Origin of the sequence: Pasteurella testudinis DSM 23072, assembly GCF_900176075.1 — a bacterium.
In the GTDB taxonomy this organism is placed as follows: domain Bacteria; phylum Pseudomonadota; class Gammaproteobacteria; order Enterobacterales; family Pasteurellaceae; genus Chelonobacter; species Chelonobacter testudinis.
In genome coordinates this window covers 1-4,038 of record NZ_FWWV01000047.1, presented here as the reverse complement: position 1 = coordinate 4,038, position 4,038 = coordinate 1, and the positions used below count along the sequence as shown (strand labels likewise).

The window sequence follows — 4,038 nt, the reverse complement described above, 5'->3', positions numbered from 1 at the left end:
CCTGACCTGCCGCTGATGAGGCGTATACACCGCCGCCCTGTGTAGTCCACCACATCGCTTTACTGTCGGAATCATCTTTTAGTGTCAGCGGCCACATGGACTGATAAGCTGATGATTTGATAATTCCACGCGCAACGGACGAGTTAAGCAACGCAAGGTTGTGTGAGTATGACAGATGTAAGAATCTTGATTTCGGATTTAGCGCCAAACCTCTTGCGATAAAGCTTATAGAAGCAAGTTCCGTTTTTGTGTAGCCCGGCGGAATGTTAATAATAAGCCGCTGAATCTCACCATCGATCACTCTCTGTAGGGTTTCGTTGATTATTTTATGATGACCGTTGATGATCATCTTGCCACCTGTTCGCTGCTTAAAAAAATAGCGGGCGAAGTAAAGACCATCAAGCTCACATTCTAATTTTGTTGCTTGAGTTAGATCTTTATCAGCAATCATTTTGTTTTAACATCTCCTCGCGAACTTTTGCGTAATCGGCTTTGCTAATTTCGGTTACGGTTTGATTGATCTCACCTCTAATTTCCGTCACTTCTGTTTCTCTCCAGCCCGCTTGCGTTTTAAGGTAGAAAATTGTGGCTGTTAAATTTCCTTCTTCTATTTTTGCAAATAATTTATTAGTGACGGTTGCAATTCCTTTGGCTTTACCCCTTTTTATAGCTTCTGCAAAATCTACGTTTTCTCGCTTGTTGGTATAGAGTGTTGTTTCGCTAATCCCTAGCGAATCAGCAATTTGCTGTTGGGTTAGCCCTCTAGCTGCAAGCGCTTCAACCTGCTTAAGATTTATCTCAATTTTTGGTTTCGTTATTTTTTTTGTCATAGCTCCTCACTTGCAACAAAACTAATGGTAAAGTTTGAAAAAACACAGGAGAAAAAAATGAAAGCATTATTTATACCGTTAAAACGTTGTTGGTTTGAACAATTCAAAAATGGACATAAAAATTTTGAATATCGTGGTTATGGCAGACAATGGACTGAAAAACATTGTGTTGTCGGGCGATCTGTCACTTTAGCTCTGGGATATGGCAAAACAAGACTTCACGGAAAAATTGAGAGCTTTCAAATTATCCCAATAGAATTATCTCCAACGGAAGCGCAAGAAATATATCAAGGAAGATATCAATATATTGCAAAAATAGGAGTTACCCTGTGTATTTAAATGAGTATGTTTTGATCTGTTTCCGAAATCCAGTTTCTCTACTCATATTCCCACGCTTGCCATTTTTAACTGTTTCATTCCTATCTACTTTTACCAGCTTCCATAGTTGAGGAAATCTAGTTAATAATTTATAGGTTGGCACAGATGAAAATTTGGCTCTTATATCAAATCCCATTTGTTGCATTATTTTGGCTGTTTCATTAACGAATGAGCCGCCCAATCCTAACCCTACATAATCAGGGTGGATAACTAATCTGTTAAAATGGAGTTGCATTGTCGTTCCTTTTTTCCTCGGAACGTAGTTAGCATAAGCAATAAACCCGATTTGTTCATTTTGGTGATAAAGTCCAAAATAATACACTTTCCCTCCGGGTAATCTTTCGCTTAGATAATGATACTTACTAAAATATCTCCAGCTTTTTCTGTCAGCCCATTTAATGCCGAATTGCAGTTTTTCATCTCGACTGTAGTTTTGCCAAAGATGCCTCCGTTCGATATATTGCTGTTTGTTGCAGTCAATAATCCAGTCGGGGTTAAGCCATTCAACTACATCGTAATGGCAGGATATTGCGATTACTGTTTTTTGCTGGCTTCTAGCAAATTTTTGTAAACAATTAGACATTGCTTTTGCAACCGTGCGATCAACAACGCTAGTCCACTCGTCAATTACAAAAACATCCTTTTTGGCCATCATTAGTGCAGCAATCGCCCTCGCTTTTTGACCGTTTGAGAGTGTGTACATCGGTCTTATCCAGCAAGGCACTGATGTTAAGCCAATCCCTGCAAGCAGCTTCGCACATTCCGCATATTCCATATTTTCCGGAAATTGTTCTATAACTGGTTTCGCTTCATCAAAATCAAAATCAAAAATTGATTCTCCGAAAATATTTTTTGCTAAAGTTGTTTTCCCTGAACCTGATGCTCCAAGGATTAACCCGACACGGAAATCACTCTCAATATCAGCAGATACGCTTAATTCATGTACACTTTTCTTTTCCATGTCAATATCAAGACTATTTGCAGCTTTAACACATCTAAAAGATGTTGATACAGGAGACTCTAGTCTCACTCTAAAATTTTGCATTTCAACCCCTTCCCAGAATAAATTTCATAAGCTTCCTGCAACTGCCACTCACTATCAAACTCAATCATTAAGATATTTTTTTGTTCGTCATTTATAGCAACTACATCATCATGCGCTAAATCTTGCTCATCGCCGATAAGGTCGGATAGGAACTCATCATCAAACCCCAGCAAATCAATATCAAAATTACTTTCTTGTAGAGCTTCAATTTCGATCTGCAATTTAGACAAATCCCAATCGGCATTTAACGCTAACTGATTATCTGCAATTACATACGCTTTTTTCTGAGCTTCGCTTAATCCAATAAGGCGCACAGCCGGAACGGTTTCAAAATTTAGTTTTTTAGCCGCCATTAATCGCCCATGCCCAGCTATTATGCCGTTATCATCATCAATTAAAACAGGGTTGCAAAAACCGAACTCTTTTATGCTTGCCGCAATTTGGCTAACCTGATCGCCTGAATGCGTACGACTGTTATTAACATACGGAAGCAAATCGTCAATGTTGATCTGCTCAATACTTAGATTGCTGCTATTAATTGCGGACATTTTAACCCCAAAATAATTTGCATTTTTGCATATAAAACACTTGCAATTGTATGCAATTTTGCATATGATAATCACAAGTTAAACGAACAACTGGAGGAGGCAGTGAAACAAAGCGAATTTCTTAGGTGGCTAAAAGCACAAGGGGTACAAGTTGAAAATGGCACAAGGCATTTAAAACTTTACTACAAGGACAGAAGAAGCCACCTACCCAACCACCCAAGCCAAGAGTTAAAAAAGGGCTTAGTGGAAGGAGTTAAAAAGCAATTAGGCTTAAAATAATATAATCCGCTCGCAAGGGCGGATTCACTGCTGACTAAATGGAGAAATAATTATGTACTACGCTGCACACTTTACCCCTGCCGACGAGGGCGGATTTGTTGTTACTTTCCCTGATATTCCAGAGGGTATTACCCAAGGTGATACATTCGAGGAAGCAATGGAAATGGCGGAGGACGTTTTACTGTCTTGTGTCGAAATCTATTTTGAAGAAGATAAGCCGTTTCCAGTTGCTCGCAATCTCGGCGAGGGTGAAACTCCAGTAGCAATGCCTAATAGCGTTTATGCTAAGGTGCTGTTACACAATGCTATGATTCAGCAATCTATCACTAAGGCACAATTAGCACGCTTGGCAAGTATTCGCCCGCCGGAAGTGGGGCGAATACTTGAACCGCGCCATACAACCAAAATTGACACCATTAGCCGCGCATTCCGCGCATTAGGTAAAGAGCTGCAATTAAGCGTTATTTAATCATTTGACAACTCGCCACCAGTATAAACCCCGTAAATTTTCGCACTTTGCGGGGTTTTATTGCTTCATTTGATTAGACCATTTGATGATTCCATCAATTCGACTGGCACAAACCGCCCTCTCTTGCTGCACCAACCGCAAGTACACAATCGCTTCACCATAAGTTTTGCCGGTGAACGGCGTTTGTTTGCATTGGATTAGGTAAACTGACGGCGGAAAGAGATATTCGGTTTTAGTGATAACAGGCTTACTGCTGCAACCGCTTAATAACATCAGCAGGCAAAGCAACGGCAGCGCAATCTTGCGCCGATAAGCCTTTCCTGATCGCTGTTGTATCGTCATTTGCTTTTGTCCTTTCTGCCTGCTCAAGTGCGTTTTGCTGTTGTACCGCCTCACGCTCTTGATGAATTTTGCCGATCAATTGCTGATTGATATGCTGTTGATTGAGTATAGTTTGGGCTTGCTCAGCAGATAATGCCTTGTAATGCT

The 4,038-nt window shown here is 40.2% G+C and carries 8 protein-coding genes and 1 pseudogene; 3 read left to right on the top strand and 6 right to left on the bottom strand.

Annotation, left to right across the window (positions count from 1 at the left end; all coding sequences use genetic code 11):
* Together B8880_RS11935 and B8880_RS11930 are read right to left on the bottom strand one after the other, a co-directional pair.
* Positions 1-451: pseudogene (locus B8880_RS11935) on the bottom strand (hypothetical protein); the annotation flags it as partial.
* Entirely contained in the window at positions 441-830 is a 390-nt protein-coding gene (locus tag B8880_RS11930; protein WP_084257811.1) for a LuxR family transcriptional regulator, read from the bottom strand. The pseudogene B8880_RS11935 and the gene B8880_RS11930, both read right to left, overlap by 11 nt.
* 57 nt (positions 831-887) lie before the next feature.
* On the opposite strand from B8880_RS11930, the gene B8880_RS11925 reads away from it, so the two are divergent.
* Entirely contained in the window at positions 888-1,169 is a 282-nt protein-coding gene (locus B8880_RS11925) for a hypothetical protein (RefSeq protein ID WP_084257810.1), read from the top strand.
* On the opposite strand, the gene B8880_RS11920 is transcribed toward B8880_RS11925, so the two are convergent.
* A complete protein-coding gene (locus B8880_RS11920; RefSeq protein ID WP_084257809.1) occupies positions 1,153-2,253 on the bottom strand; it encodes a GNAT family N-acetyltransferase in 1,101 nt (366 codons plus the stop codon). The genes B8880_RS11925 and B8880_RS11920 overlap by 17 nt on opposite strands.
* On the bottom strand, positions 2,235-2,801 hold the full coding sequence (locus tag B8880_RS11915; RefSeq protein WP_084257808.1) for a ParB/Srx family N-terminal domain-containing protein: 567 nt from the start codon (positions 2,799-2,801) through the stop codon (positions 2,235-2,237). The genes B8880_RS11920 and B8880_RS11915 overlap by 19 nt, the downstream gene beginning before the upstream one ends.
* 102 nt (positions 2,802-2,903) lie before the next feature.
* Here B8880_RS11915 and B8880_RS11910 point away from each other — a divergent pair, with 102 nt between their 5' ends.
* Both B8880_RS11910 and B8880_RS11905 read left to right on the top strand, forming a co-directional pair.
* Positions 2,904-3,080 carry a type II toxin-antitoxin system HicA family toxin gene (locus B8880_RS11910; RefSeq protein ID WP_084257807.1) on the top strand — a complete coding sequence of 59 codons (177 nt, stop codon included), beginning with the start codon at positions 2,904-2,906 and terminating at the stop codon, positions 3,078-3,080.
* Between the two features lie 52 nt (positions 3,081-3,132).
* Positions 3,133-3,549, top strand: coding sequence for a type II toxin-antitoxin system HicB family antitoxin (locus B8880_RS11905; RefSeq protein WP_084257806.1), 417 nt, complete (start codon positions 3,133-3,135; stop codon positions 3,547-3,549).
* Between the two features lie 57 nt (positions 3,550-3,606).
* Here the strand turns inward: B8880_RS11905 and lysC are convergent, their stop codons facing one another.
* Entirely contained in the window at positions 3,607-3,822 is a 216-nt protein-coding gene (gene lysC / locus B8880_RS14880) for an Rz1-like lysis system protein LysC (RefSeq protein ID WP_084257805.1), read from the bottom strand.
* Positions 3,797-4,038, bottom strand: a 242-nt coding sequence (locus tag B8880_RS11895) for a DUF2570 family protein (RefSeq protein ID WP_143933444.1), incomplete at its 5' end; no start/stop codon positions are given. The genes lysC and B8880_RS11895, both read right to left, overlap by 26 nt.